The sequence below is a fragment of the Pseudomonas sp. CFBP13528 genome, from assembly GCF_005233615.1.
Taxonomy (GTDB): domain Bacteria; phylum Pseudomonadota; class Gammaproteobacteria; order Pseudomonadales; family Pseudomonadaceae; genus Aquipseudomonas; species Aquipseudomonas fluorescens_AM.
Genome location: NZ_QGAJ01000001.1, coordinates 330936 through 356520, shown reverse-complemented (window position 1 = coordinate 356520; position 25585 = coordinate 330936). Strand labels below are relative to the sequence as shown.

The 25585-nt window shown below is 61.1% G+C and carries 25 protein-coding genes and 1 pseudogene; 8 read left to right on the top strand and 18 right to left on the bottom strand.

The window, feature by feature from the left end; genetic code table 11:
• Nucleotides 1-15: 15 nt before the first annotated feature.
• Nucleotides 16-1029, bottom strand: a complete 1014-nt coding sequence (hemB, locus tag PspCFBP13528_RS01685) for a porphobilinogen synthase (protein ID WP_065950457.1) — start codon at nucleotides 1027-1029, stop codon at nucleotides 16-18.
• Nucleotides 1030-1237: 208 nt separating this feature from the next.
• Between hemB and PspCFBP13528_RS01680 the strand changes: the two genes are divergently transcribed.
• Nucleotides 1238-1873, top strand: coding sequence for a DedA family protein (locus PspCFBP13528_RS01680; protein ID WP_065950458.1), 636 nt, complete (start codon nucleotides 1238-1240; stop codon nucleotides 1871-1873).
• Here the strand turns inward: PspCFBP13528_RS01680 and PspCFBP13528_RS01675 are convergent.
• The gene (locus tag PspCFBP13528_RS01675) at nucleotides 1854-3089 is read right to left on the bottom strand and encodes a sterol desaturase family protein (RefSeq protein WP_137199535.1); all 1236 of its coding nucleotides are present in this window, start codon (nucleotides 3087-3089) and stop codon (nucleotides 1854-1856) included. The genes PspCFBP13528_RS01680 and PspCFBP13528_RS01675 overlap by 20 nt on opposite strands.
• A gap of 115 nt (nucleotides 3090-3204) precedes the next feature.
• On the opposite strand from PspCFBP13528_RS01675, the gene elbB reads away from it, so the two are divergent.
• Entirely contained in the window at nucleotides 3205-3870 is a 666-nt protein-coding gene (elbB, locus tag PspCFBP13528_RS01670; RefSeq protein ID WP_065950460.1) for an isoprenoid biosynthesis glyoxalase ElbB, read from the top strand.
• Nucleotides 3871-3975: 105 nt separating this feature from the next.
• Here elbB and PspCFBP13528_RS01665 read toward each other — a convergent pair whose 3' ends face one another.
• The 5 genes from PspCFBP13528_RS01665 to PspCFBP13528_RS01645 all read right to left on the bottom strand — a co-directional run bounded on the left by PspCFBP13528_RS01665 (nucleotide 3976) and on the right by PspCFBP13528_RS01645 (nucleotide 9733).
• Nucleotides 3976-4431, bottom strand: a complete 456-nt coding sequence (locus PspCFBP13528_RS01665; RefSeq protein ID WP_065950461.1) for a YaiI/YqxD family protein — start codon at nucleotides 4429-4431, stop codon at nucleotides 3976-3978.
• Between the two features lie 2 nt (nucleotides 4432-4433).
• On the bottom strand, nucleotides 4434-6329 hold the full coding sequence (locus PspCFBP13528_RS01660; protein WP_137199534.1) for a cytochrome c/FTR1 family iron permease: 1896 nt from the start codon (nucleotides 6327-6329) through the stop codon (nucleotides 4434-4436).
• Between the two features lie 201 nt (nucleotides 6330-6530).
• Nucleotides 6531-7163 (bottom strand): LysE family transporter, encoded by a 633-nt coding sequence (locus PspCFBP13528_RS01655; RefSeq protein ID WP_065950463.1) that lies wholly within the window; start codon nucleotides 7161-7163, stop codon nucleotides 6531-6533.
• An 87-nt stretch (nucleotides 7164-7250) separates the two neighbouring features.
• Nucleotides 7251-7823, bottom strand: a complete 573-nt coding sequence (locus tag PspCFBP13528_RS01650; RefSeq protein ID WP_065950464.1) for a mechanosensitive ion channel family protein — start codon at nucleotides 7821-7823, stop codon at nucleotides 7251-7253.
• Nucleotides 7823-9733: an ATP-binding cassette domain-containing protein gene (locus PspCFBP13528_RS01645; protein ID WP_065950465.1), complete on the bottom strand. Its 1911-nt coding sequence runs from the start codon at nucleotides 9731-9733 to the stop codon at nucleotides 7823-7825. The genes PspCFBP13528_RS01650 and PspCFBP13528_RS01645 overlap by 1 nt, the downstream gene beginning before the upstream one ends.
• A 50-nt stretch (nucleotides 9734-9783) precedes the next feature.
• Here PspCFBP13528_RS01645 and PspCFBP13528_RS01640 point away from each other — a divergent pair, with 50 nt between their 5' ends.
• The gene (locus PspCFBP13528_RS01640) at nucleotides 9784-10248 is read left to right on the top strand and encodes a TIGR02444 family protein (RefSeq protein ID WP_178084411.1); all 465 of its coding nucleotides are present in this window, start codon (nucleotides 9784-9786) and stop codon (nucleotides 10246-10248) included.
• Here the strand turns inward: PspCFBP13528_RS01640 and PspCFBP13528_RS01635 are convergent.
• Nucleotides 10245-11375 (bottom strand): AlgP family protein, encoded by a 1131-nt coding sequence (locus PspCFBP13528_RS01635; protein WP_137199532.1) that lies wholly within the window; start codon nucleotides 11373-11375, stop codon nucleotides 10245-10247. The genes PspCFBP13528_RS01640 and PspCFBP13528_RS01635 overlap by 4 nt on opposite strands.
• Nucleotides 11376-11567: 192 nt before the next feature.
• Here PspCFBP13528_RS01635 and PspCFBP13528_RS01630 point away from each other — a divergent pair, with 192 nt between their 5' ends.
• On the top strand, nucleotides 11568-12245 hold the full coding sequence (locus tag PspCFBP13528_RS01630; RefSeq protein WP_101220675.1) for an FKBP-type peptidyl-prolyl cis-trans isomerase: 678 nt from the start codon (nucleotides 11568-11570) through the stop codon (nucleotides 12243-12245).
• A gap of 51 nt (nucleotides 12246-12296) precedes the next feature.
• Here the strand turns inward: PspCFBP13528_RS01630 and rsd are convergent, their stop codons facing one another.
• The 8 genes and pseudogenes from rsd to PspCFBP13528_RS27735 form a co-directional block, all read right to left on the bottom strand.
• Entirely contained in the window at nucleotides 12297-12755 is a 459-nt protein-coding gene (rsd, locus tag PspCFBP13528_RS01625) for a sigma D regulator (RefSeq protein WP_137199531.1), read from the bottom strand.
• A gap of 179 nt (nucleotides 12756-12934) precedes the next feature.
• The gene (locus PspCFBP13528_RS01620) at nucleotides 12935-13486 is read right to left on the bottom strand and encodes a disulfide bond formation protein B (protein WP_065950407.1); all 552 of its coding nucleotides are present in this window, start codon (nucleotides 13484-13486) and stop codon (nucleotides 12935-12937) included.
• A gap of 237 nt (nucleotides 13487-13723) precedes the next feature.
• Entirely contained in the window at nucleotides 13724-14965 is a 1242-nt protein-coding gene (locus PspCFBP13528_RS01615; protein WP_065950406.1) for a heme biosynthesis protein HemY, read from the bottom strand.
• 5 nt (nucleotides 14966-14970) lie between these two features.
• Nucleotides 14971-16086, bottom strand: coding sequence for a uroporphyrinogen-III C-methyltransferase (locus PspCFBP13528_RS01610; RefSeq protein ID WP_137199530.1), 1116 nt, complete (start codon nucleotides 16084-16086; stop codon nucleotides 14971-14973).
• 18 nt (nucleotides 16087-16104) lie between these two features.
• Nucleotides 16105-16863 (bottom strand): uroporphyrinogen-III synthase, encoded by a 759-nt coding sequence (locus tag PspCFBP13528_RS01605; protein ID WP_137199529.1) that lies wholly within the window; start codon nucleotides 16861-16863, stop codon nucleotides 16105-16107.
• Nucleotides 16860-17801: a hydroxymethylbilane synthase gene (gene hemC, locus PspCFBP13528_RS01600; RefSeq protein WP_065950403.1), complete on the bottom strand. Its 942-nt coding sequence runs from the start codon at nucleotides 17799-17801 to the stop codon at nucleotides 16860-16862. Before hemC ends, PspCFBP13528_RS01605 begins: the two co-directional genes overlap by 4 nt.
• A 138-nt stretch (nucleotides 17802-17939) precedes the next feature.
• Nucleotides 17940-18686 (bottom strand): LytTR family DNA-binding domain-containing protein, encoded by a 747-nt coding sequence (locus PspCFBP13528_RS01595; RefSeq protein WP_065950402.1) that lies wholly within the window; start codon nucleotides 18684-18686, stop codon nucleotides 17940-17942.
• Nucleotides 18683-18814 (bottom strand): annotated as a pseudogene (locus tag PspCFBP13528_RS27735) (sensor histidine kinase); the annotation flags it as partial. The gene PspCFBP13528_RS01595 and the pseudogene PspCFBP13528_RS27735, both read right to left, overlap by 4 nt.
• A gap of 374 nt (nucleotides 18815-19188) precedes the next feature.
• Here PspCFBP13528_RS27735 and argH point away from each other — a divergent pair.
• Entirely contained in the window at nucleotides 19189-20583 is a 1395-nt protein-coding gene (gene argH / locus PspCFBP13528_RS01590; protein ID WP_137199528.1) for an argininosuccinate lyase, read from the top strand.
• A gap of 37 nt (nucleotides 20584-20620) precedes the next feature.
• On the opposite strand, the gene PspCFBP13528_RS01585 is transcribed toward argH, so the two are convergent.
• Complete coding sequence (locus tag PspCFBP13528_RS01585; protein ID WP_065950400.1) at nucleotides 20621-21280, bottom strand: glutathione S-transferase; 660 nt, start codon at nucleotides 21278-21280, stop codon at nucleotides 20621-20623.
• Nucleotides 21281-21405: 125 nt separating this feature from the next.
• Here PspCFBP13528_RS01585 and PspCFBP13528_RS01580 point away from each other — a divergent pair, with 125 nt between their 5' ends.
• The 3 genes from PspCFBP13528_RS01580 to PspCFBP13528_RS01570 all read left to right on the top strand — a co-directional run bounded on the left by PspCFBP13528_RS01580 (nucleotide 21406) and on the right by PspCFBP13528_RS01570 (nucleotide 25046).
• Nucleotides 21406-21690 carry a hypothetical protein gene (locus PspCFBP13528_RS01580; RefSeq protein WP_065950399.1) on the top strand — a complete coding sequence of 95 codons (285 nt, stop codon included), beginning with the start codon at nucleotides 21406-21408 and terminating at the stop codon, nucleotides 21688-21690.
• A 96-nt stretch (nucleotides 21691-21786) separates the two neighbouring features.
• A complete protein-coding gene (locus tag PspCFBP13528_RS01575; protein WP_065950398.1) occupies nucleotides 21787-22038 on the top strand; it encodes a TIGR02647 family protein in 252 nt (83 codons plus the stop codon).
• 167 nt (nucleotides 22039-22205) lie between these two features.
• Nucleotides 22206-25046: a class I adenylate cyclase gene (locus PspCFBP13528_RS01570; RefSeq protein WP_101220676.1), complete on the top strand. Its 2841-nt coding sequence runs from the start codon at nucleotides 22206-22208 to the stop codon at nucleotides 25044-25046.
• Here PspCFBP13528_RS01570 and rnk read toward each other — a convergent pair.
• Nucleotides 25043-25456, bottom strand: coding sequence for a nucleoside diphosphate kinase regulator (gene rnk, locus PspCFBP13528_RS01565; RefSeq protein WP_065950396.1), 414 nt, complete (start codon nucleotides 25454-25456; stop codon nucleotides 25043-25045). The two genes, PspCFBP13528_RS01570 and rnk, sit on opposite strands and share 4 nt — an antisense overlap.
• Nucleotides 25457-25585: the final 129 nt, after the last annotated feature.

Below are 25585 nucleotides of genomic sequence, written 5' to 3'. Positions count from 1 at the left end.
GTGTTCCTGTGAGGGCTATTGTTGCTCTCTAAGCAATTGGGCAGCGCGGGCGGCGAAGTAGGTCAGAATGCCATCAGCGCCGGCACGTTTAAAGGCTGTCAGGGATTCGAGGATCACCCCTTCACTCAACCAACCATTCTGGATTGCGGCCATGTGCATGGCGTATTCACCGCTGACCTGATAGACAAAGGTCGGCACTTTGAATTCCTCTTTGACCCGGTAAAGGATGTCCAGGTAAGGCATGCCGGGCTTGACCATGACCATGTCGGCGCCTTCGGCCAGATCGGCCGCCACTTCGTGCAGGGCTTCGTGGCTGTTGGCCGGGTCCATCTGGTACGAAGCCTTGTCGGCCTTGCCCAGGTTCAGGGCCGAACCCACCGCATCGCGGAAGGGGCCGTAATAGGCGCTGGCGTACTTGGCCGAGTAGGCCATGATCCGCACGTTGACATGACCGGCCAACTCAAGCGCTTCGCGAATCGCCTGGATCCGACCGTCCATCATGTCCGACGGCGCCACCACCTGGGCACCTGCCGCCGCGTGGGACAAGGCCTGCTTGACCAGCGCATCGACGGTAATGTCGTTCTCGACGTAGCCTGACGGATCAAGGATGCCATCCTGCCCATGGGTGGTGAACGGATCGAGGGCAACGTCGGTGATCACCCCAAGCTGCGGGAAACGCTCGCGCAGGGCGCGGGTGGCGCGCTGGGCGATCCCCTGCGGGTTCCAGGCTTCGGCAGCGTCAAGTGACTTGAGCTCAGCGGGCGTCACCGGGAACAGCGCCAGCGCCGGAATGCCCAGTTCCACCCAATGCGCGGCTTCTTCAAGCAGCAGATCAATACTCAAGCGCTCCACCCCCGGCATCGAAGCCACCGCTTCCCGGCGATTTTCACCGTCCAGCACGAATACCGGCAGGATCAGATCATTCGTCGTCAGTACATTTTCACGTACCAGACGGCGTGAAAAATCATCACGGCGGTTGCGGCGCAAACGAGTGGCGGGGAATAGCCGATTGGCGGGGGTAAAGCTCACGACAGACTCCTGAGCCCGCGTTTACGGGCGAGCGGTGCAGTTATAAGCGGCCATTATGACGAACGAATGACAGTTGTGCTTATCGATGCGACCTGTAGTCGCATTCGGCACTGACATCGGAATTGTTCACTTCGTGACACATCTCGATACTTTCATGAATCTTCGTGAAGGCGTAGGCTGCGCGTTCATTTCGCCAGCACCCTAGACCATGCTTCAACAATTTCTGCATGACTTCGGCTACTTTGCCCTCTTCCTCGGCACGTTCTTCGAAGGCGAGACCATCCTTGTACTCGCAGGCTTCCTGGCGTTTCGTGGCTACATGGATATCAACCTGGTGGTGGTCGTTGCCTTCTTCGGCAGCTATGCCGGCGACCAGCTTTGGTACTACATGGGGCGCAAGCACGGCCGCAAGTTGCTGGCGCGCAAACCGCGCTGGCAATTGATGGGCGACAAGGCGCTGGAGCATATCCGCAAGCATCCGGATATCTGGGTACTGAGCTTTCGTTTTGTCTACGGTTTACGCACGGTGATGCCAGTGGCGATTGGCCTCTCCGGCTACCCGCCCCTGCGCTATCTGATCCTTAACGGTATTGGCGCAGCGATATGGGCGGCGGCGCTGGGGGCCGCAGCCTATCATTTCGGCGCAGTGCTCGAAGGCATGCTCGGCAGCGTCAAGAAATACGAGCTATGGGTGCTGGGCGCGTTGCTGGTGCTGGGTGTTGGCCTATGGCTGCAACGCCGCTTCAAGAATGCCCGTATCGCCCGCGAGGCATGCGCCGAGGCCAAGGCCCGGCAAGCAGCCGAAACCGCCCCGAGCGAAACACCTAAGACGCCAGACGCGTAAGCCGGCCTCTGCAGCAGTAGAGGCCGATCACGCTGAGCACACTGTAGCTCGCCAGGCCCAGCCAGCCCAGGTTGCCGGCGGGCCACAGTCCGACCCACGGCGCCAGCCCGACCAACGGCACATTCAGCCCCAGGCGCACCCACTCGGCCTTCAGCGCCGACGGTCGATTCTCCAGCGCGACCCCCAACGTGAACAGCCCCAACGCCATCGCTCCCCAGCCCAGGACCAGCGCCGCGGTGGGCAGACGTTCGCCGACATTCATCAGGTAGCTGCCAAACCCCACGTAAACTGCGAATTGCAGCGCAACGTAGACCTGTTGGCGCCTGTCCAGCGGCACGTCGAATTTGCGGAACCGGGCCAAGTCCGGCCTGGCCACCGGATACCTGGCTTTCACGTCGGCGGGGCGCCAGCCGGTGCGCATGAACCAGATGCGCAGTTTGTCCCAGCGGCTTTCAGTACGCCGGGCATCGCTCCACAACTGCGCATAAAACTGCAGGTTCGCCCACAGCGGGTTCCAACTGGCCAGGGGCGTAGTCACACCGAAGATCACGGGCTCGTTGTCATCTTCCTCCTGGAAAGTGCCGAACAGCCGATCCCAAAAAATGAACACCCCGCCGTAGTTGCGATCCATGTAGAGAGCGTTCTGTGCGTGGTGGGCACGGTGATTGGACGGGGTGACGAAGAACCATTCGAACCAGCCGAGCTTGGGAACGTGACGTGTATGCACCCAGAATTGATACAGCAGGTTGAGCGAAGCCACGCTGATGAACACCACCAGCGGCACACCGAGCACGGCCAGGGGCAGGTAGAAGATCCAGCTCAGCAGGAAGCCGGTGCTGGTCTGGCGCAGCGCGGTGGTGAGGTTGTAGTCCTCGCTCTGGTGATGCACGGAGTGCGCAGCCCACAGGATATTGCGCTCATGGCCCATGCGATGCAGCCAGTAATAGCAGAAGTCGTAGAACACGAAGGCCACTACCCAGGTCCATACGCTTTGGGCCGATAACTCGATCAGAGCCAGGTGCTTGAGGGCGAACGCATAGGTGAGCAAACCCACGCCCTTGGTCAATAGCCCGGTGGTGGTAGACAGCACCCCGGTGCTGAGGCTGTTGATAGCGTCGGCCACTCGATAGTTGCGCGCACCGCGCCAGCGGTCGGCCAGCAGCTCAACCACAATCAACGCAATGAAAAACGGTACCGCATAAGGCACGAAGTCCATGGGCTAGTCCGGTCTTTTTTTGTTACAGCAAGATTAGGTGCAGTGGCGTGAGTTCCCATTGGCAACAGGTTACAAATTAGTAGACATTTAACGCCATGAATCAGGAGAAATGCCCATGAGCAAAAAGATTGCAGTGATCCTTTCCGGCTGTGGCGTGTACGACGGTGCAGAGATCCAGGAAAGCGTGATCACCCTGCTGCGCCTGGACCAGCGCGGCGCTCACGTTGAATGTTTTGCGCCGGATATTGCGCAGTTGCATGTGATCAACCACCTCACCGGCGAAGAAATGCCCGAATCGCGTAATGTATTGGTGGAGTCAGCGCGCATCGCCCGAGGCGCGGTCAAGGATATCCGTGAGGCTAACGCTGCTGACTTCGATGCGCTGATCGTGCCGGGTGGGTTTGGCGCGGCGAAGAACCTGTCGAATTTCGCCGTGCAAGGCGCCAGCTGCAGCGTCAACCCACAGGTCCTGGAATTGGCCGAAGCCTTTGCCGAAGCCGGCAAGCCTGTGGGGTTGATCTGCATTTCCCCTGCCCTGGCCGCGAAAATCTACGGCCCCGGCGTGACCTGCACCATCGGCAACGATGCCGACACCGCAGCCGCCCTGGATAAAATGGGCGCCACTCATCAGGAATGCACGGTGGAAGATATCGTCGAGGACACCGCGCGCAAATTGGTCAGTACGCCGGCATATATGCTGGGCAAGAACATCAGTGAGGTGGCGTCGGGCATCAACAAGCTGGTGGACCGGGTGTTGGAGCTGACCCACGAGAACGACTGACACCCTCTTTCTGTAGGAGCGAGCTTGCTCGCGAAGAACCTGAGAGCGCCGCGTCATCCAGAGCATCCGCGTTATCGTTGACGTTCCTCGCGAGCTTGCTCGCTTCTACAGAGGCTTCATCAAACGGGTAAGCAGGCGGTCCAGCGTATTGGCAAACGCCTGCTTGTCTTTCTCGCCATGGGGCGGTGGCCCGCCGCCCATCTGCCCTTGCTCGCGCAAGTCGGTGAACAGGTTGCGTACCGCCAGCCGCTCGCTCATGTTCGCCGGGCTGAACTCTTTGCCGCGCGGGTCGAGGGCGGTGACGCCCTTCTTGACCAGGCGGTCGGCCAAGGGCACATCGCTGCAGATCACCAGTTCGCCGGGCATGGCGTGCTCCACCAGATAGTCATCCGCCGCGTCGGGGCCGCTGGGCACCACGATCAGCTTCACACAGGCAAAGCTCGGTTTGATCTGGCTCTGACCGGCCACCAGCACCACGTCGAAGTGGCGCTTGAGGGCGAATTTCACCACCTGATCCTTGGCCGCCCGTGGGCAAGCGTCCGCGTCGATCCAGACCCGCATACCTACGCCGCCGCCCTTTGCTTTTCAGCCAGGCGGCTGCGGCCATACAGCACCACGATCGCCAGGATCGCCACGGCCTGCGCACTCAACGAATACGCATCGGCGTGAATGCCCAGCCAGTCAAAGTCAAAAAACGCCACCGGTCGAGTACCGAAGATGCCGGCCTCTTGCAGCGCCTTGACGCCATGCCCGGCAAACACCACCGACAGCGCGCACAACAGCGCGGCGTTGATGCCAAAGAACAACGCCAGCGGCAGCTTCGCCGAACCGCGCAGAATCACCCAGGCCAGGCCCACCAGCAGTACCAGGGCGGTGGCGCCACCCGCCAGCACCGCGTCGTGCCCGGCCGGGCCGGCTTGCAGCCACAGGGTTTCGTAGAACAGGATCACTTCGAACAGTTCGCGGTACACCGAGAAGAATGCCAGCAGCGCAAAACCGAAGCGCCCACCGCCGCCCACCAGGCTGCTCTTGATGTAGTCCTGCCAGGCTGCGGCATGGCGCCGGTCGTGCATCCACACGCCCAGCCACAGCACCATCACGCTGGCAAACAGCGCCGTGCAGCCCTCCAGCAATTCACGCTGGGCGCCGCTGACATCAATCACATACGCCGCCAGCGCCCAGGTGGCCAAGCCGGCCAACAGCGCCAGGCCCCAGCCGACGTTGACGCTGCGCACCGCCGATTGCTGGCCGGTGTTACGCAGGAAGGCCAGGATCGCGGCCAGCACCAGGATCGCCTCCAGGCCTTCGCGCAGCAGGATCAGCAAGCCCGAGATGTAGCTCAACGACCAACTCAGGCCGTCGCCGCCGAGCAAGCCGGCCGACTCGCCGAGCTTGCCCTTGGCCACGTCCAGGCGCTGTTGCACCTGCTCGATCGGCAGGCCGTCCTGCAATGACTGCCGATAGGCCATCAGCGCCTTCTCGGTGTCCTTGCGCACATTGGCGTCGACGTTATCCAGTGAGCTTTCCACCAGCTCGAAGCCTTCCAGATAAGCGGCTACCGACAGGTCATAGGCTTGCTCGTGATCACCGTTACGGAATGCAGCCAGGCTTTTGTCCAAGGTGGCGGACGTGTAATCAAGCAACTGCGCCGGGCCACGCTTGACCTGCGGCGGTTGCGCGCGCTGGGCGCGGAAGGTCGCCGCCGCCGCTGGGCCGTCTGCCGCCAGCACTTCGTTGGGCGTCTGGCGCGCCAGGTCGGCGAGGTTGAAGGGCTGCTCGCTCTTGGCCGCAGCCGGGTCCGCCGTGAAACCTGCGATGTACGTGGCGAGGTCCCAACGCTGACGGTCATCCAACTGGTCGGAAAAGGACGGCATGTCGGTGCCTTCGACACCCAGGCCGAGAGTGTTGTAGATCGCATACAGGCTCAGGCGATCCAGGCGCGTGGCATCGCGCAGGTTGGCCGGCGGCGGGGTCATGCCCATGCCGGCCGGGCCATCACCGGCGCCGGCAGTACCGTGGCACACCGAGCAATGCTGGGCATACAGCGGTGCACCGCGCGTGGGATCGGGGGTGATCGCCGGCGCCTGGCTGACTTCATACGCCACCGCCAGCTTGGCGCCCAACTGACGGGCCTGATGGGCGACAGTTGCGCCATCTGCATGGGCAGTGACCGCCGCCAGCAACTCATCGACGCCTGTTATCAACTCGGCGCGTTCGGGTTTTTCCGGCAGATCTGCCACTAGGCCCTGCAGCACGCCAAGAAACTCCACCTGCTCGCGGTATTCCGAGTCGTCCACCACCTTGCCCGCCTCTACCGTCGGCGGGTAGTCGGCGCCGATGTAATCGAGCAAATGCAGAGCCTGTGGTGCGCCTTCGGTGGTCGCGGCCAACAGATTGAAGCTGCACGACATCAGCGCCGGCAACAACAGCCATGCGAGAAAGCGAAAAGGGGCAGTCATGAATGAATCTCAGGTGGAAATACGAAGTAACACTATTGTTGAGCTTTAACCGATTTGACTCAAGGTGTTATTTCGTCACGCTACAAACCAATGTGGGAGGGGGCTTGCCTCCGATAGCGGTGGGTCAGCCGATATACTCATCAACTGACCCGCCGCCATCGGGGGCAAGCCCCCTCCCACATTTTGATCCGGTTTCTTCAGTCAGGCCGTGGCGCGATGCAGGCTGGCGAGGAAACCGGCGGCGCCGACGAATAGCCCGGCGAACGTGCGGTTTACACGCTTCTGCTGTTTGGGCGAGCGCAGCAGGCGCAGGACCTTCGAGGCCAGACCCGTGTAACCGGCCATCACGATCATGTCGACGCTGATCATGGTCGCGCCAATGATCAGGTACTGAATCGCCAACGGCGCCTGTGGATTCACGAACTGCGGCAACACCGCGAGCATGAACACCAACGCCTTGGGGTTGCTGGCGTTGACCAGGAAACCGCGGAACATCATCGCCATCGGCTTGCCGATCGGGCGTATCGCCGCGTCATCGGTCATGTCCATCGGCAACGCGCGCCATTGCTTGATGGCCAAGTAAATCAGGTACGCCACCCCAAACCATTTGATCGCATAGAACGCGGTCGACGACGCCGCCAGAATCGCACCCAGGCCGCCCGCCACCACGGCAATTTGCATCGCCAGGCCCAGCTGCAGACCGATGGCGTTCCAGTAACCGCGTACAAAACCGTATTGCAGGCCGCTGGACATCGAGGCGATGGCGCCTGCGCCGGGGGAAAGGGAGATGATCCAACTGGCCAGGAAAAAAGCCAGCCACGTGTCGAGTGCCATAGCACACCTCGAAAGGGAGTTTGCGGTTGTGCCATAAGCTAACGCCGACGACCAACGGCTGGCTATAAATTTTTACAAGGTGTGATTCTAGCGGTCGCCAGGGAACACATGCGTACCAGGCCAACGCCGCACCGAGCGCTGGAAGAACAAGCTGTTGGGCACTTGCACCATCGCGCTGTCGGTGCCGGCCTCCTGCACCTCGACCAGCGTGGTATAGAGCAGATTGATCGCCACCACGCGCCCCTTCACGCCGGGTTTGTCGACGGTGTCCACCAATTCGACGATGTCGCCGAGGCGGAACGGCCCCACGGTGAAGATCAAAATGGCGCACAACAAATTGGACAGCACGGACCACATGGCGAAGAACGCCACCGCCGCCACGGCCACAAAGCCTGACAGCGCCGTCCACAGCACCGTGGCAGATACGCCCAGGCGGCCCAACACGAAGATCAGCGCGCTGCCCATGATCAGCCAGCGCAGGCCACCGCGCAGCGGCATCAGCAACTGCGGCGGGAACGGATAGCGCTCACCCAGGCGGGTCAGGCCTTTGGCGACAAAACGCTGGGCAAGGTAGCCGGCCAGCAGGATCAGCAGGATTTGCACGCCGATCCACACAGGTTCGATCCATTGCGCCGGCAAGGGCAGTTGCAACGCGTCCATCAGGACAGCGCCTCGAGCTGCGCTTGCAGGGTTTCAAGCAGTTCGAGGGCTTCCATCCAGGACTCCTCCAATTGCCCTTCGCGCACCTTGAGCCTGGCCTGTTCGGCGAGCAAGTCACGCAGTTCATCCTTGCGCGCGGCCTCATACACGGCGCTGTCGCCCAGGCTGGTTTCGATACTGGCCAGGCGCTCAAGCACCTTGCCCAGCTCGGCCTCCAGCTTGTCGGCATCGCGCTTGTGCGGGGCCAACTGCTGACGCAGTGCGGCGGCGGCCTGGCGCTGGGCTTTCTTGTCGGTCTTGTCCGGGTTGACCGGGGTGTTGCTGACCGGCGCATTGCGCAGACGATAGTCAGTCAGCCAGCGGGCATAGTCGTCCAGGTCGCCATCAAACTCTTCAACCTTGCCATCGGCCACCAGAAGGAAGTTGTCGGTGGTGCTCTTGAGCAGATGGCGGTCGTGAGACACCACCAATACTGCACCACTGAACTCCTGCAGGGCCATGGTCAGCGCCAGGCGCATTTCCAGGTCCAGGTGGTTGGTCGGTTCGTCGAGCAGCAACAGGTTCGGGCGGTCCCATGCAATCAGGGCCAGGGCCAGTCGGGCTTTTTCACCACCGGAGAAGTTCAGCACCGGCTCGTCGATGCGCGCACCACGGAAGTCGAAGCCTCCGAGGAAGTCGCGCAGGGTTTGCTCGCGTTCGGTTGGCGCCAGGCGCTGCAGGTGCAACAACGGGCTGGCCTTGGCATCAAGCGAGTCCAATTGATGCTGGGCGAAGTAACCCACCACCGTGTTCTCGCCACGGGTCAGGTGACCGGCCAAAGGCTCAAGCTCGCCCGACAGATTCTTGATCAGCGTCGACTTGCCCGCACCGTTTGGCCCCAGCAAACCGATCCGCGCGCCGGGTATGAGCTGCAGCTTGACCTTCTCCAGGACGGTCTTGTCGCCATAACCCAGGCGCGCATCCGACAGATCGAGCAGGGGGCTGGAGATTTTCGCCGACTCACGGAACACGAAGTCGAACGGCGAATCGACGTGGGCCGCCGACAGCTCTTCCATGCGCTCCAGGGCCTTGATCCGGCTCTGGGCCTGGCGGGCCTTGGTGGCCTGGGCCTTGAACCGGGCGATGTAGCTTTCCATGTGCGCGCGCTGCGCCTGCTGCTTCTCGAAAGCTTGTTGCTGCTGGGCCAGCCGCTCGGCACGGGCGCGCTCGAAGGCGGTATAGCCGCCACGGTAGAGCGTGATTTTCTTCTGTTCGACATGGGCGATATTGTCGACCACGGCGTCAAGGAAATCCCGGTCGTGGGAAATCAGCAACAAGGTGCCCTGGTAGTTCTTGAGGAAGTCTTCCAGCCACAGGATCGCATCGAGGTCCAAGTGGTTGGTCGGCTCGTCGAGCAGCAACAGGTCCGAGGGGCACATCAGCGCCTGGGCCAGGTTCAGGCGCATGCGCCAGCCGCCGGAGAAGTCGGCGACCGGGCGATCCATCTGTTCGTTGGTAAACCCCAGGCCGGCAAGCATCTTGCGGGCGCGGGCGTCGGCGGTGTAGCCGTCGGCGCTGTCCAGCTCCGAATGCAGGCGGGCCTGGGCGGCGCCGTCCTGGGCTGTTTCCGCCGCAGCGAGGTCGTGTTGTACCTGGCGCAGGCGCAGGTCGCCATCGAGCACGTAGTCGATCGCAATGCGGTCCAGGGTGTCGATCTCCTGGCGCATATGGGCGATGCGCCAGTCGGCGGGCAGCAGGCAGTCCCCGGAATCCGGAGTCAGCTCACCCAGCAACAGGGCAAACAACGTGGATTTTCCGGCGCCATTGGCACCGATCAGGCCGGCTTTGTGACCGGCGTGCAGGGTCAGCTCGGCATCTTCAAGAAGACGTTGCGGGCCACGCTGTAATGTTAGGCTTTGAAGTCGGATCATAATGGCGGCGGAGTCTACCAGCTTCGTTGACCGCTGGCTTGGGTGTGAATATGTGCGCTGACCTGTGGAGCTTTGCCCTCTCGACTTATGCCCGCCCCGGTGTGGAGGCTGCTTGCCTACGGTTGCAGGAGCAGGGAGCGGATGTGTGCCTGCTGCTGTGTGGTGCGTGGCTGGAGCAACGGGGTGTGGCGCGGCTGCCCGAGCGCGTTGCGGCACTGCAACAGCTTGCGCGGCCGTGGCGGATGCGCGTTGTCGAACCCGTGCGAGAGGTGCGTGTGCAATGGCGGGCGATGGCACAGCAGGATGCGCAATTGGCTGAACTACGAGAGCAGGTCAAGGCCCTGGAGATGGAGGCCGAGCGAACCTTGCTGATGCGCCTTGAAGCGCTGGCGCAGACATGGCCGACCAACGAGGTGACAGGTGGATATGAATGGCTTGAAGGCCTGGCGACCGAAGCCGCCAACCTTGACCACAACGCGCTGCAGCAGCTGCGCGTCGTGGTCACCCGCGCTTAGGAAGCGCTGGTTGGGGTGACGCTTGGCGCTGCCGGTGCAGCAGTGCTGCTGCCCGATGCGGTTGGAGCGGAGGACGCTGCCGGAGTGGCGGCAGGTGCTGCGGGAGTTGCTGGCTTTGCAGATGCTGGCTTTGCCGCAGCGGGTTTGGCGGCAGCAGGTTTTGCAGCTGGCTTGACGGCTGGTTTTGCGGCAGCAGGTTTTGCAACTGGCTTGGCGGCTGGTTTTGCAGCGGCCGTTTTAGCAGCTGGCTTGGCGGCTGGTTTTGCAGCAGTCGTTTTAGCGGCTGGCTTGGCGGCGGGTTTTGCTGCAGTCGTTTTAGCGGCTGGCTTGGCGGCTGGTTTCGCAGCAGCGGTTTTAGCGGCTGGCTTGGCGGCGGGTTTTGCTGCAGCGGTTTTAGCGGCTGGCTTGGCGGCTGGTTTTGCTGTAGCGGTTTTAGCGGCTGGCTTGGCGGCTGGTTTTGCTGCAGCGGTTTTAGCGGCTGGCTTGGCGGCTGGTTTTGCTGCAGCAGTTTTAGCGGCGGGCTTGGCGGCGGGTTTCGCAGCAACGGTTTTAGCGGCTGGCTTGGCGGCTGGTTTTGCTGCAGCGGTTTTAGCGGCGGGCTTGGCGGCTGGTTTTGCAGCGGCGGTTTTAGCGGCTGGTTTGGCGGCAGTTTTAGCCGGCGCCTTCGCTGCAGCAGCCTTGCTCGCTGGCTTCTTGGCCGCGCTGGCTGCGACAGCTTTTGCCGGAGTACGAGCACCCAGCGCCTTGCCGACAGCTTCCTTCACACGACCAATTCCCTGGGCCAGTTTCAGGCTTTCCTGGGCGTCTTTTTTGAGTTGGGAAATGTAGCTGCGGGTTTCGGCTTGGCGGTCCTTGAGGGCGTCCAGCAGGTCCTCAAGTTCTTTAACAGCGTCTTTGGCCTTGGCTTGTGCCTTGGCCTTGCCGGCAGTGGCGGCGTCTTGCAGTTTGGTGCGGGATTTGTGCAGCTTTTCTTGCGCTTTACCGCGTTGTTTTTCCAGTTTGGCGAGCAGTTTTTCTGCATCGGCCAAGGCCTGGGAACAAGCGCTTTCCAGATGTTCGAGCAGGCTGCCCGACAATTGTTGGAGTAAGTGCAACGGGGTGTTTACAGGCTTCTGTTTGGCCGACATGGTTTACCTCCTGGCTGACGTGGGTGCGGCTCATACTAGCCCTCTGCTCTTACCGCCGCTAGGGCATGTTGACAGTATCGTTTGCGTTGCGTTGCAACGTACGAAAATTCTTATCGATATAACAGAAAAGTGCGCCACTGCTCAGCCACTTACGCTGGCATAATCCGTCGCATTTCAGGCGGGAGAACACCCATGTCGCGTTACCTTTTCTTAGTGCTTGGCCTGGCGATTTTCAGCGCCAATGCGAACGAGCAAGCGCCGCCAAAGACCGCTGACCAAGACCCGCATGACCTCGCCTACAGCCTGGGTGCCAGCCTCGGTGAACGTTTGCGCCAGGAGGTCCCCGACTTGCAGATCCAGGCCTTGGTCGATGGACTCAAACAAGCCTACCAGGGCAAACCATTGGCACTGGACAACGCACGCATCGAACAGATTCTTGCACAGCATGAAGCACAGAACGCCACCGACAACCCAGCGCCGCAGAGCGAAAAAGCACTCGCCGCCGAACAGCAATTTTTGTCCAGGGAAAAAGCTGCAAAGGGAGTGCGTGAACTGGCAGACGGCATCCTGCTCACGGAGTTGACGCCGGGCACCGGCACCAAGCCGTTGGCAACTGATGAGGTGCAGGTGAAATATGTGGGTCGGCTACCCGATGGAAGCGTGTTCGACCAGAGCGCACAACCACAATGGTTTCGCCTGGACAGCGTGATCAGTGGCTGGAGCAGTGCCTTGCAGCAGATGCCGACAGGAGCGAAATGGCGCCTGGTAATACCGTCGGCCCAAGCCTACGGCGCGGACGGCGCAGGCGAATTGATTGCGCCCTACACACCCCTTGTCTTCGAAATCGAGTTACTCGGGACCCGCCACTGACGCATAAAAAAACGGTGCGTCGAGCGCACCGTTTTTATCTCATTGCCCCGATCAGACCTGAGTAGCAGGCTCTTCTTTGTGGGCGTTGTGCAGTACTTCGATCAGGCAATCTTCAAGCTCGAAACGCTCATGCAACAGACCACCCAGCTCTTTGAATTTTTCCGCGACACACTTGCCTTCATCGCACAGATCGTTAAAAGCCAGCAGCTTTTCGGTAATCACATCAATGCGCGGGTAAATCGTCTCGGCGAACTCAAGACCACGCGTGTCCTCGAAGGCTTCCGCCTCCTTGGTAAGTTGAGAGTAAATACTCAGGTGACCGGCAGAAACGTAATCGACCAATACAACGCAGAAATCCTGCAACGGCTCACGCTTCTCGGCCAGCGCTCCAGGCTCGGCCCCCAACTCATCAAAAGCCAGAACCAATTTGCGACGCGCATCCAACCATTTGTCGATCAGCGTGTGCACGCCACCCCAGCGTTCGCGAGCATTCTTGCAACGTTCCAACATGATGATCTCTCTTCCCTATAGGGGACGCTGCTACCCCGTGCCCGCGCAATGCTTCAGGGTTGAAGCGGCAATCGAACGAGGTCGCGTCTGACAAGCGGTTTCGGTAACGCGTGCGGGCCAGATTATGCCCGCATCACTATGGCTTCAAGGTACGCAGGAGAGAAAGTTCATACAAGTGTTTAATCCCGTCCTACCATATGAACCGAATTTTCCTCGCTTTGCGATACGTGACGCCGGCCAGGCAACAACCGGGAAAGCAGTGTGCTCCACAGAATCAGCATCGCCAGGAAAAACAGCAGGCTCCACTCCGGAAGGCTGAGGTCAAATAGCGTCCAATTGATTTCGACGCAGTCGACAGTGCCCTTGAAGACTGCCTGGACAGCCTGCCAGAACGACAGGTGTTCAATCATGTAATCCAGGGTTGGCCAGCAGTTGGGCATCTGATCTGACGGAGTGTTCTGCAGCAGCACTTGGCGCCCGGCGGTGACGGCGCCGAATAACGCACTGGCCATGCTTGCCAGCCCATACAGGCACACGCCGGTGCGGCCAGGGTTATGCAGGGCGGCGATCAGGTTGACCAGTACAAAGACGGCGAGAAACAGCCGTTGTACCTGGCACAAAAAGCAGGGCTGTAACAGCGCACCATATTCCAGATAGAAAGACACGCCCAACGTCAGCGCACCGGCCATGAACGCCAGGAGAAACAAGGAGCGTAAAGGGGCCAAAGACATTGTTTATCCGCACCGCAAGAGATAGGTCGCTACGGTAGAGGAAAGGCCCGACCCCTTTCAATACGCCCTGGAGCGGACAATTCCGCGAAGAGACAAGGAGATTCCGTCAACACGTGGGGGAAATCGCCCTACAACACGTAAGAATTGATTACAGGCCCACTTAAGCCGAGTAATTACAAAGGGTTAAAGGGTTGGCTGACAGATAGGTCTGAGCCAACCCGTGAACACTTTCCTACTTCAAGCTTGCGCCGGTGCTGGCAACGGTGACGCCAGCAGACGATTGTCGAGTAACCCCAAGCCTTCCTGGAACAGCCGGTTGCTGCGCTCGGTATCACCCAATTGGGCCAGCAAACGGGCCAATTCGGCGCAGGCTTCGGGATTGCGCTGCACCTGCAGGCTGCTTTCCAGATAATCCCGTGCCTTTCCCCACAGGCTGTTCTGCAGGCAGAGACGGCCCAGCGTCAGCAACAGGCTGGCATCGCCAGGATGATCCTTCAGCCAGCCTTCGGCAAACTTCAACTGACGGGCCGGGTCGCTGCCGCGCAGCAGGCCATAGAGCCGAATAAGATGGCTGTCATAACGGCGCTTGATCGCACTGCGCAGCGCTTCCTCGGCCCTGGCATCGGCGCCCAGTCGACGCAGTTGGTCAGCATAAGCCAACACCAGCTGAGGCTCCTGGCGCTGGGCTGAAGTCAATTGCTCCCATGCGCGGTCAAGGGACTGCAAGCCGGCTTCGCCCTGCTCCTCACGTTGGGCGGCCAGGCTGAGGTTTTCTCCCCAGGCCCGGCGCTCCAATTCAGCCAGCTCGGCGGCCGGCAACACTTTGTCCTTACGCAGTTCAGGCAACAGGCGAATCACCGACGACCAATCGCCACGCTGCTGGTGCAATCGCTGCAACTGCCGCAAGACCTGGGCGTTGTGAGGGTGACGCTCGTGCATCGCCTGCAGGGTGGTCAGGGCACCTTCTGTATCGCCACGATCCATCTGAAGTTGCGCATGGCTCAAGGCAACGGCCAGCTCCGCCTGGGGCTGGCGAGCCAGGGCGCGCTCCAGCAACGCATCCGATGCTTCGTAGCGTCCCAGCTCGTTGGCCGCACGTGCGGCACCCAGGTAATACAGCAGTGGCTGGCGCTCCGCTTCGGCAGCACGGTGCAGGTGGCGTTCGGCACTGGCCCAACGGCCTTCGGCAAGGTCCATCTGGCCTTGCTCGATTGCAATCTGCACACGGCGGCTGCGATTGCGCCGCGACCACGGGTTGACCACACCGCCGGAAACGCTGACCAGCCCCAACAGCACTCGGATCAGGTAGATCGCCAGGCCTATGGCGAACACCGCCACCAATGTGGCCCACAAGCTCGACTCGTAATGCAGCAAATGGGGATAGGTAATCAGCACGTAGCCGGTGTGCTTGGAAATGCCCACGGCCAGCGCCAGGGCAATCGCAATTGCCAGCACCAGGATCACATAGAAACGCTTCATCGGTTCTACTCCTGGGTCGCAGGCTTGGCAGCCGAAGCCTTGGCTTCGTCGGCAGACAAATGTCGGCGCTCAAGGTACGCCTGCACGGCCGCCAGGCTCGCGGCCAAGTCAGGTGTCACCACCGAAACGGCCTTGGGCTCAAGCTCGGCGATACGCGCCAGCATCGCCTTGCTCTGCGGATTGTCCTGGTTGAAGTTATCCTGCAACACGCTGCGCGCTTGACCCAGCGAACGGCTATACACCGCCGACTCGCCGTTGAGCGCTGCCCACTGTGCTTGCTCCAGCGCCAGGCTCAAGGCCAGACGCACCTGATTCAACCCCTGGCCCGCCAGCAGCGGACGAATGTTGTCATCCGGGTTGAAGTCGATACGGAAATAACGGGATATCTGTTCCCACCATTGGCTCAACTGGTTACCCGTATCGCTGGTGGGACGGCCCTGGGAATCGGGTTGCGTGAGTTGATACTCCGGAGCGACAGCCGCCAATTGCACCACCTGGTCGCGCAAAGCCGCCAACTGCAGGTACAACCCCGTGCGGTCCGGCTGTTCGGTGCTGCGCAGCGCCGCGAGGCTCTTGGCCAACTGCTCACGCGCGGCGAACGCGCCTGGGTCGCTCTGCTCACGAAGAATTTCGTCGGCGCCCTGGACCAGCGACTGGGCGCTGTTGATGTCCTGCAAAGCCGACAGACGCAAGCTGGCCAGACGAATCAGATGCTCGGCCTCAGCCAGGCGCCAATCCTTGCGGCTGGCGCCCAGTACGGTTTCCAAACGCTGGTTCAGGCGCTGCTGATCACCCTGCAACTGGGCGACCAGGCGTCGACGCTCTTCCAGCTCATCCGCGCCGGGCAGCTGCGCCAGGCGGGCCGCCAATTGTTGCTGGCCCTGCTTGAGACTCTGGGATTGGTCATCGAGGGTCTGCACCTGACCCAGTTGCTGCTGGCTGTTGGCTTGCAGGGCACGGACCTGCCAGATCCCCCAGCCGCCGGCGGCAACACCCGCAGCGCCAAGCAGCAACGCGACGACTGCCAGGCCATTGCCACGGCGTGGTGCGGTGACCGGTGTCCCGAGCGGCGCATCGAGCGCGGGCTGAGCTTCATCTTTAGGCAAGGCTGTTTCGCTCACGTATCCGTCCTTTGCGTATCAGAGAGTGGGAACGGGATTGCTCCCTAACGCCACTAACAAAGCCGCGGCACTCGCGCCGCGACAATCCACAACTTTTTCTGCGCCAGCGGCCCGCGCCATCTCGTAGACGCGCGGACTGGGCACGAACAACGGCAGCTTCGCCACCTCAGGCCATTCGGAGCCGGCCAGGGCCTGCAAGTGTAGAAAACCTTGCCCACTGCTGACCACCAGGCCGTTCAAGCGTTCCAACTGGATGCGTTGCGTCAGTGCGCCCGCGTCGTAGGCCGGAAGAAAACGGCGGTACAACTCCAGGTAGTCGACACTGACACCTCGCTCGCGCAAGCGCTGCGCGAGCAATTCCCGGCCGCCCTCGCCGCGCAGGATCAACACCCTGGCACCGGGGCATGCGATAGCCTCGCGCAATGCCGGCAATTGAAGCAAGGCCTCGCTGTCGTCACCCGTTGGCGGATAGTGCACGTCCAAACCATGATCGGCCAGTATCTGTGCCGTGGCGGCACCCACACTGAACCACGGCAGTCGCGGCCAGGGCGCGGTCAATTGTTGCAAGGCAAGACGCGCCGCCGGCTTGCTCACCACGATCACTGCGCAATAGCGCTGCAGCGCCCCAAGGACAGCCTGTTGTTGCGGCGTGACCGGTAAGGCTTTGATTTCCAGCAACGGCAGTTCGCTGCTGAATACGCCCGCATCGGCCAATGTCGCCGCCAGGCCTGCCGATTCTTCGGCAGGCCGTGTCAGCAGCAATCGCCACGGGGTCACTGCGGGCCGGCCTCGCCGTAGACTTTTTGCAGGATGGCGCCAGCGCCCTTGTCCAACAGTTCCTCGGCGACCTGAATGCCCAGGGCCGTGGCGTCGCGTTGTGGACCGCGCACCTCGGCGGTCAGCAACGTTCCGCCCTCCGGGTCGCCTACCAGGCCACGCAACCACAGGTTTTCACCTTCGAGCACGGCATAGCAGGCGATCGGTACCTGGCAGCCACCGTTGAGGTGTTTGTTCAGGGCGCGCTCGGCCGTGACGCGAACCTCGGTGTCTGCATGATCAAGCGGCTTGAGCAGTGCGTGAATTTCGCTGTCGACGGTACGGCATTCAATGCCGACTGCGCCCTGCCCGCCGGCCGGCAAGCTGTCTTCGACGCTGATTGCGCGGGTGATGCGGTCTTCGAAGCCCAGGCGGATCAGGCCGGCGGCGGCGAGGATGATCGCGTCATACTCGCCCGCATCCAGCTTGGCCAGGCGCGTGTTGACGTTGCCACGCAGGAAGCGGACCTGCAGGTCGGGTCGACGGGTCAGCAATTGGGCCTGGCGCCGCAGGCTCGAGGTGCCCACGATACTGCCCAGGGGCAATTCATCCAGGGATGCGTAAGTGTTGGAAACAAAGGCGTCGCGTGGGTCTTCCCGCTCGCAGATGCAAAAAAGGCCCAACCCTTCAGGGAAGTCCATGGGCACGTCTTTCATCGAATGCACAGCGATGTCTGCTTCATTTTCCAGCAGCGCGGTTTCCAGTTCCTTGACGAACAGACCCTTGCCGCCAATTTTCGACAGCGGCGAGTCCAGCAGCTTGTCGCCGCGACTGACCATGGGCACCAGGGTCACCCTGAGGCCAGGGTGAGCCTGTTCAAGACGTGCTTTGACGTACTCGGCCTGCCATAAGGCCAGGGCGCTTTTACGGGTGGCGATGCGGATTTCGCGAGAAGACATGGATCAATCCGTACTGAATAGATACGGCAGATAATAACAGCTCAGGCAAATGCGCTTTGATTTGAATCAGCAAGTGCGGGGCCTCCCTGGCCGCGTCGCACCGGGATAGGGACTGCAGAGCTCGCCACCACGCCTGGGCTAGAGCTGCTGCATCATCTTGCGCACGCCAGCAACATGGCGCCGACTGACGATCAGGGCATCGCCGTTGAGGCCCTTCAGAAATAGCTGGAAATGGCCAAGGGGCGTGCGTTGCAAGCGCTCGATTCGCTCGCGCGCCACCAGCGCATTACGATGGATGCGCACAAAGCGGTCGCCGAATTCGTCTTCGAGGGCCTTGAGCGGCTCATCAAGCAACACTTCGCCCGCTTCGTGACGCAAGGTCACGTATTTATGGTCGGCGATAAAATAAACCACCTGAGCGAGGGGTATCAGCTCGATACCCTTGCGGGTCCGTGCGCTGATATGGCTGCGGGGGCCATTGCCACTCTGAGCGGCAGGCTGGGTCAGGGCTGCGAGCTGGGCGCGGCTGGGACGCTCGGCCTTTTTCAACGCCTTGAGCAACGCGTCGCCAGCCACCGGCTTGACCAGAAAACTGACACCGCTGTCTTCCAGCGTCTGTGCCGAAAATTCTTCCTGTGCCGCGCACAGCACCACCGCCGGTGGCGATTCGCGCTCGCTCAGGCGGGCGGCGACTTGCAGGCCATCGAGGAGCGGCATGCGGATATCGAGCAACACCACATCCGGCTTGAGGCTGTCGATCAGCGTCAACGCCTCTTCGCCGCTGGTGGCGCTCGGTTCAAGGACTGTATAACCCTCGATCTCACTGACCAGACGGCTCAGTCGCTCGCGGGCTTGGGGTTCGTCATCAACGATCAGGACATTCATATTGCGCTGGATTCCTGCGTGAGTCTCGCACAAGGGTAGCGTAGACAGGTGCGGTGACTTACGTCACAGCGATCCACGCTAAGACTGGCGCAAGCGGCAAAAAGTGCCCTTGGAGTGGCACCCAAATTTACCCGGACCTGTTCAATAGCGCCCAAGACCTGCCAACTTCGCGCATTGTCATAGGGTTTGCTGATACACAATCCGAATACCCCCGTATTTAATGGATAGTCTGGGCTCTGACCGCATTACCCGACTTTGGTGCATTCACACACTCTCAGTCCAACTGTAGACGCTCGCTGGAACGATATTGCTCAATCGTCAAATATCGTTTCAATAAGGTCCTGCTCCCAGTCTCGTCCTGGATGCGATCGGCGGCAAGGCACTTAGCCATCCTTTGTACAAATAAAATTGCCGTCCACCCGCACCATCGCGTCCGCGGACAACCCTGTTATTATCGGCGGCACACCTTCACGCCTCTTTTAAGCAGATCACGAGCGAATTCATGAGCACCGACAAGACCAACCAGTCCTGGGGCGGCCGCTTCAGTGAACCCGTCGACGCCTTCGTCGCGCGCTTCACCGCCTCCGTCAACTTCGACCAGCGCCTGTACCGCCACGACATCATGGGCTCCATCGCCCACGCCACCATGCTGGCCAAGGTCGGCGTGCTGACCGATGCCGAGCGCGACAGCATCATCGAAGGCCTGACCACCATCCGGGGCGAGATCGAAGCCGGCACGTTCGACTGGCGCGTCGACCTGGAAGACGTGCACATGAACATCGAGGCACGGCTGACCGATCGCATCGGTGTGACCGGCAAGAAGCTGCACACCGGGCGCAGCCGTAACGACCAGGTGGCCACCGATATCCGCCTGTGGCTACGCGATGAAATCGATTTGATCCTGGCTGAAATCACCCGCCTGCAAAAAGGTTTGCTGGAACAGGCCGAGCGCGAATCGGCCACCATCATGCCCGGCTTCACGCACCTGCAGACCGCTCAGCCCGTGACCTTCGGCCACCACCTGCTGGCCTGGTTCGAAATGCTCAGCCGCGATTACGAGCGCCTGGTGGATTGCCGCAAGCGGGCCAATCGCATGCCACTCGGCAGCGCCGCACTGGCCGGCACCACCTACCCGATCGACCGCGAGTACACCGCGCGATTGCTGGGCTTCGACGCCGTCGGCGGCAACTCCCTGGACGGCGTGTCGGACCGTGATTTCGCCATCGAATTCTGCGCCGCCGCCAGCATCGCGATGATGCACCTGTCGCGCTTTTCCGAAGAGCTGGTGCTGTGGACCAGCGCGCAATTCCAGTTCATCGACCTGCCGGACCGCTTCTGCACCGGCAGCTCGATCATGCCGCAAAAGAAAAACCCCGACGTCCCCGAACTGGTACGTGGCAAGAGCGGCCGCGTATTCGGCGCGCTGATGGGCCTGCTGACCCTGATGAAAGGCCAGCCGCTGGCCTATAACAAGGACAATCAGGAAGACAAGGAACCGCTGTTCGACGCCGCCGACACGCTGCGCGACTCACTGCGTGCGTTTGCCGACATGATTCCGGCGATCAAGCCCAAGCACGCGATCATGCGCGAAGCGGCCTTGCGGGGTTTTTCCACCGCAACCGACCTGGCCGACTACCTGGTGCGTCGTGGCCTGCCCTTCCGTGACTGCCACGAAATCGTTGGCCATGCCGTGAAATACGGCGTGGACACCGGCAAGGACCTGGCGGAAATGAGCCTGGAAGAACTGCGCCAGTTCAGCGACCAGATCGAGCAGGATGTGTTTGCCGTGCTGACCCTGGAAGGCTCGGTGAATGCCCGTAACCACATCGGCGGCACCGCGCCGGCGCAGGTGAAAGCAGCCGTCGCGCGTGGCCAGGAGCTACTCGCCAGCCGCTAAAAAATGTGGGAGGGGGCTTGCCCCCTCCCACATTTGATTATTTCTTGGCCGCAATCATTGCCATGAACGCCGGCATCGCCGCCTGCCTGTCCGCCTCGACCTTTTGCGCATTGGGCATCTCGTTCAAACGCCCCAGCAACGCCTTCGCCTGTGGCAACTGCGCCAGCAGGTCCAGCCCGAACAGTTTTTCGCCCACCCCACAGGCCAGATTCAAGCTGTACATGAAATACAGATCGGCAATCGTGAAGTGCTCTCCCGCCACATAGGGCGCGAACTTACCGTGGCGGCCTAACGTACCGACCCCCAGCAACAATTCAGCTCGGGACTTGTCCTTGATCGCCTCCGGTACCGTCATGCCAAAAAAGGCTTCGGCGAAGCACGCCCGCGCAGGCAATTCGATGTACAGCTCGATTTCACGGCACAACGCCAGCACCTGGGCACGCTGGAACGGGTCGGCTGGCAGCAGCGCAGGCCCTTCCTGGGTCTGCTCGAGGTATTCGAGGATCACGCTGGTTTCGTTGATGAAGCCTTGCTCGACACCCAGCACGGGTACTTTGCCTCGCGGGCTCACCGCCAGGGCTTCAGGCGTTTGTCCTGCATAAAAAGGCACCTCTTCGAAAGGCAGCCCTTTCTCCATCAGCGCCAGCTTGACCATGTTGTAGTAGTTACTGACCGAAAATCCATAAAGCTTGAGCATCGCAAAGCCTCCAGGCCGGGTGCGGGGTTGGCTGCAAGCGTTATAGACGCTGAGGCCTGGCCTGGCCAGCAGCATCACCGGCCTGAATGGCGTTAGACTGGCGCCCTTACCTTGAGGAGCCTGCCATGAGCGAGCCGACCGATATCGACCACGACGAAGAAGAATTCACCGAAAGCACGCTGATCCAGGCCATCGAGAACCAGATCGAAAGCGACAACCCACCGGCGGCCAAGGCCACGTTCAACAAGCTGACGCTGGTAGGGTATGAGCGAGAAGAGATCCTCAATCTCATGGCCCACGTGCTGGCCTTCGAGATCGACGCGATGCTGGATGAGGACCGCGCCTTTGATACCCAATGGTATGAAACCGCGCTGCGCGCACTGCCTGAGCTGCCGCCTGAAAAGGAATAATCCAGCTGCGCTGCAACACGCTGGACAGTTCGGCAAAGTGCGTTCACCTTATGGCCTGCTAGCCTCTAATAAATTCTTAGAAAGTCTGGAGTCCTTATGTCGTATACCCCTGAGTTGGTTGCCGAACTGGAAATCCTTGCACTCTTCAACCTGGACAGCTCCCAGGAAGGTCTGAAAGTCCACCAGACCGCTACTCCAACTGCCATCGACGCCGCAAAACGCTTGTTTGAGAAAGAACTGATCACCCAGCCCGACGGTGGCTATCTGACCAGCCTGGGTCGGGATGCCGCGCAACACACCCAAAGCTTGCTGACAATTCTGAAGACCACCAAAAAAGAAGCTGCCTGACACCTGATACGCCCATGGGGTCCGCTCTTTGCGGATTCCGAGGGCGTCGCCGTGTAACAGCGAAAATTCTGACGTCAAAACCCATTTCCCTCTAAAACTCCTACGCTACTGTCTGTAAACTCCGACACGGCCGCCCACGTCGGGCCCTGCGAGCCACCGAGTTCGACATGACCCGCACCCATGAAATCCGCCCCGACCTGGACGAAGGCATCGACCGCAAGGTGCTGACCCAGTTGCGCGCGCGGTTCATGGCGCTCAATGAGGGCCGCCTGGCCCGTGCCGTTGAGGGGCTGACCCCGCGCCAGCAAAGCGTGCTGACCTTGTTGCCGCTGTTTTTCCACGTCAATCACCCCTTGCTGCCAGGTTATGTATCCAGCGGCACACCGGCCGGGCTGTCGAATTTCGAACCGGATACCCAGGCCCTGGCTGAAGCGCAGCGCCTGACGCGTTCGTTCTCCTACAAGCCGCGCCATGGCAACCCGCCCCGTCCGATCCACGGCCTGTTCCTGATGGGCAGCCTGGGCACGCTGGCCCAGGCGGATCAAAGCGATATGGACGTGTGGGTATGCCACGCGCCCGACCTGAATGACAACGAGCTGGCCGAGCTGCGCAAGAAGTGCCAACTGCTGGAAGCCTGGGCCCAGACCATGGGCGCCGAGACCCACTTCTTCCTGATTGAACCGACGCGCTTTGTGCTCGGTGAACGGGACACGCAACTGAGCTCCGACGATTGCGGGACCACTCAGCACTATCTTTTGCTGGATGAGTTCTACCGCACCGCAATCTGGCTGGCCGGGCGCACGCCGATCTGGTGGCTGGTGCCGGTGTATGAAGAACGTCGCTACGCCGAGTTCACCCACGCGCTGATCTCCAAACGTTTCATTCGCGCCGACGAAACCCTTGATCTCGGCCATCTGGCGCACATCCCTCCAGGGGAGTTCATCGGTGCCGGGCTGTGGCAGTTGTTCAAGGGCATCGAATCGCCCTATAAATCGGTGCTCAAGCTGCTGCTGACCGAGGTCTATGCCAGCGAGCACCCCAACGTGCAATGCCTGAGCCTGCGCTTCAAGCGCGCGGTGTTTGCCAATCAGATGGACCTGGATGAGTTGGACCCCTACATCGTGGTCTACCGCCGCATCGAGGAATACCTCAAGGCCCGCAATGAACCGGAGCGCCTGGAACTGGTACGGCGCAGCCTGTACCTGAAGGTCAACCGCAAGCTCAGCGCCGGCCAGCGCACCGCCAGCTGGCAACGGCTGCTGCTGGAACGCCTGGCCCATGAATGGAACTGGGATCCGCGCCAACTGGCTTTGCTGGACAGTCGCAGCCAATGGAAAGTGCGTCAGGTCGCCTCCGAGCGCCGCGCCCTGGTCAACGAGCTGAACTACAGTTATCGCTTCCTCACCCAGTTCGCCCGCACGGAACAGACCGTCAGCCTGATCAACCGGCGCGACCTCAATGTGCTGGGCCGTCGTTTGTACGCGGCCTTTGAACGCAAGGCCGGCAAGGTCGAATTCATCAACCCCGGCATTGCCCCGGACCTGGCCGAAGACACCTTGACCCTGGTGCACTCACCCAACCGCAAGGAGCCGGGGCAGTACCATTGGGGCCTGTATAACGGCAACCTCACCGCCCTGGAATGGGAGCACTTCGCCCCCATCAAGCGCAGCCGCGACCTGCTGGAAATGCTTACCTGGTGCCATCGCAACGGTGTGATCGACAGCAGTACGCGCCTGGCGCTGCACCCGGGCGTCAGCGACATGACCGAGTTTGAGCTGTTCAACCTGTTGGGCAGCCTGCAACAGACCATCGCCCTGCCCATGAGCAGCGTCGATGAAACGCGCTTGTTACGCTCGGCGGTGCCCGAAGAAGTGCTGTTGCTGATCAACGTCGGCGTCGACCCACTCAAGCATCACCGCGACCTGAATATTCTGATGACCACCGAGCGTACCGACTCGCTAAGTTATGCCGGCGTGCGTGAGAACCTGGTACTGACCCTGGACCAGGTCACGCTCAATAGCTGGAACGAGGTGACGGTCAGCCGCTACGACGGGCCCCATGCGCTGCTCGACTGCCTGCGCGACTACCTCAACCAATTGCCATCGGATCATTTGCCACGGTTGCGGGTGCGCTGCTTCTGTCACAACCGAGCGCAATTCATTGCCCAGCGCGTGGAAGAGGTATTCGACACTGCGCAGAACCTGCTGCTCGGCCGAGGCAATCACCGCTACCTGCTTCAAGTGCAGCAGCACTATCACGTCATGGAATTGATTCCCGGCCAAGCCACCCATGTACCGCTGCCGACCCATGACGCATTGATCGCCTACCTCAGCGAAGAGTTGGCCAGTTACAGCCCGTGGCACCTGGACACCATGGCCCTGGAAGATCACGACCTGGCGCTGCTGCTGCCCATGGGTGTGGCCGATTGCATACAGGTGTTCTACCGGATCCATGAAGGATTTGCCGAACTGTATGTGCTCGACGAGTTCAATGCGCTCTGGCAGCAGCGTTTGCCGTTCCATGATGAGCAAAGCCTGTTGGCACCGCTGCAGCGTTTCCTGCTCTCGATCATCTATCGCCGCGAAGCGCTATCAGCTCTGGACACACAACAGCCGTTGGGCGAAGTGCAGCTCTCGTATTACCAACTGCTGCCGTCGGGCAATGGCCGTGCTCGTCTCGTCGAGCCAAGGCCGGCTCCGCAACACCCCGCCAACCAGCCGTTTTATGACGTACAAGCGATTATCGCCAAGGCGGCGCCCGGCCAGGTGGGTATCACGCTGTACTGCAACCAGCGGGAATTTTCCGAATTGGAGTTTGGCGACCAGCTGTTTGCGGTAGTCGCCCGGGAGATCGTCGGGCAGCGCCGGGAACCCGAGCGTTACCGTTGCTACATCACCGATCTGGATCTGTCGGGCCTGCTTGGCGACGTGCAAAGCCCGAGCAATCTGTACCTGCGCTACAAGGCCGAGCTTGAGCTCGCGCTCAATCAAGCGCTGAACCAGATTTAAAGAGGGAAGGCGCCGCCATCCCTGGGCTGGCCTTCGACACTCAGCAGCTCGAGCTTGAGGGTCTTGCCGCCCGGCGCGGGCCAATCAATATGCTGGCCCACTTGCAGGCCGAGCAACGCGCTGCCCACCGGTGCCAGGATCGAGATCTTGCCTTCATCGGCGTTCGCGTCCTTGGGGTAAACCAGGGTCAGGTGGTAATCCTTGCCGCTGCCTTGCTCACGGCAATGCACGCTGGAGTTCATGGTCACGACACTTGCAGGCACTTCATCGTGGCCAACCACTTCTTCGGCGCGGTCGAGTTCGTGTTGCAACGCTTCGACACCGGGAAACTCGTCGCCCAGGCGGTCGATCAGTTGCTCCAGGCGCTGCACGTCAAGACGGGTGAGAATGATGGACGGTGCGGTGGTCATGATTCAGGCAGACTCCTTTTTTCTGCACAAAAAAGCAAAACCCCGCCAGGAAAAGGCGGGGTTCTCACGGGCCTCGATGAGTTGAGGCGTACCCGGACACTACCACAGCGTCACAAATAAACAAGACGA